General features: G+C 70.4%; 2 protein-coding genes. One reads left to right on the top strand and one right to left on the bottom strand.

Translation table 11 applies throughout. The features are described from left to right. The coding region (locus RH94_RS44660; RefSeq protein ID WP_234426065.1) for an SsgA family sporulation/cell division regulator at positions 1 to 203 on the top strand (203 nt) is incomplete at its 5' end. Between the two features lie 99 nt (positions 204 to 302). On the opposite strand, the gene RH94_RS26275 is transcribed toward RH94_RS44660, so the two are convergent. Then, positions 303 to 1,164: YibE/F family protein (locus RH94_RS26275; RefSeq protein WP_143204081.1), on the bottom strand; the 862-nt coding region annotated here is incomplete at its 5' end.

Genomic DNA, 1,164 nt, shown 5'->3' with positions numbered 1-1,164 from the left:
GCTCGCTCAGCGAGGTCCTGATCCGGCTTCAGGTCGGTGGCGACCGGGCGCTGTTCCGCTCCTCCACGGCGCCGCTGGTGGCGTTTCTGGACCGGACGGACAAGCTGGTGCCGTTGGGCCAGGAGGGCGCGCTGGCCGACTTCGACGCCCATCTCGACGAGGCTCTGGACCGCATCCTGGCGGAGGAGCGGAGCACGGGCTGAAGCGTTACGGCACCAGTGCACCGGTGGTGAAGTAACGCTTGGCCGCGCCCCGCAAAAGTGCAGGAACGGTTCGTCGACCGGGCGCCGACCCGCACCGGGTCATCGCTTGCGTCGCCTGCCCCTGCCGCCGCGTGCCGGAGCGGGCACGGCGGCCGATGCGGCGGCCGGCCCCCGTCCGCCACGGTCGGCCGAGACCACGAGCGCGGCCAGGGCCGTGGTGACCGGGACGGAGGCGACCAGGCCGATCGAGCCCACCAGCGTGCGCACGATCTCCTCGGCGACCAGTTCGCTGTTGGCGACGGTGCCCACGCCGCTCTGCGCGATGGAGAAGAGCAGCAGCAACGGAAGCGCGGCACCGGCGTAGGCGAGGACGAGGGTGTTGACGACGGAGGCGATGTGGTCGCGTCCGATACGGATGCCCGCACGGTACAGCGCGCGTCGGCCCAGCGTGGGGTTGGCCTCGTGCAGTTCCCAGACCGCGGACGTCTGGGTGACCGTCACGTCGTCGAGGACTCCGAGCGAGCCGATGATGACGCCGGCCAGCAGCAGGCCGCTCATGTCGATCGACGGATACAGGCCGTGGATCAGCCCGGTGTTGTCGTCGGTGTTGCCGGTGAGCGCGGCCCAGCCGATGAAGAGTGAGCCCAGCACGCCGATCAACATCAGCGAGATCAGTGTGCCGAGCACCGCCACCGACGTACGGGCGGACAGGCCGTGGCACATGTAGAGGGCGATCAGCATGATGGCGCTCGACCCGACGACCGCCACGGCCAGCGGGTTCGAGCCCTGCAGGATCGCGGGCAGGATGAACAGGTTCAGCACCAGGAAGCTGACAGCCAGCGCGACCAGCGCCATGACGCCCCGCAGCCGCCCGACGACCACGACGGCGAGTGCGAAGACACCGGCCAGCAGCGCCATCGGGAGGCGCCGGTTGACGTCGGCGACCGAGTACTGCAGGTCC

The organism is Streptomyces kebangsaanensis (genome assembly GCF_001906585.1).
GTDB lineage: Bacteria > Actinomycetota > Actinomycetes > Streptomycetales > Streptomycetaceae > Streptomyces > Streptomyces kebangsaanensis.
Note: the sequence above shows the minus strand (reverse complement) of the source record. Positions and strands in the feature narration are given on the sequence as shown.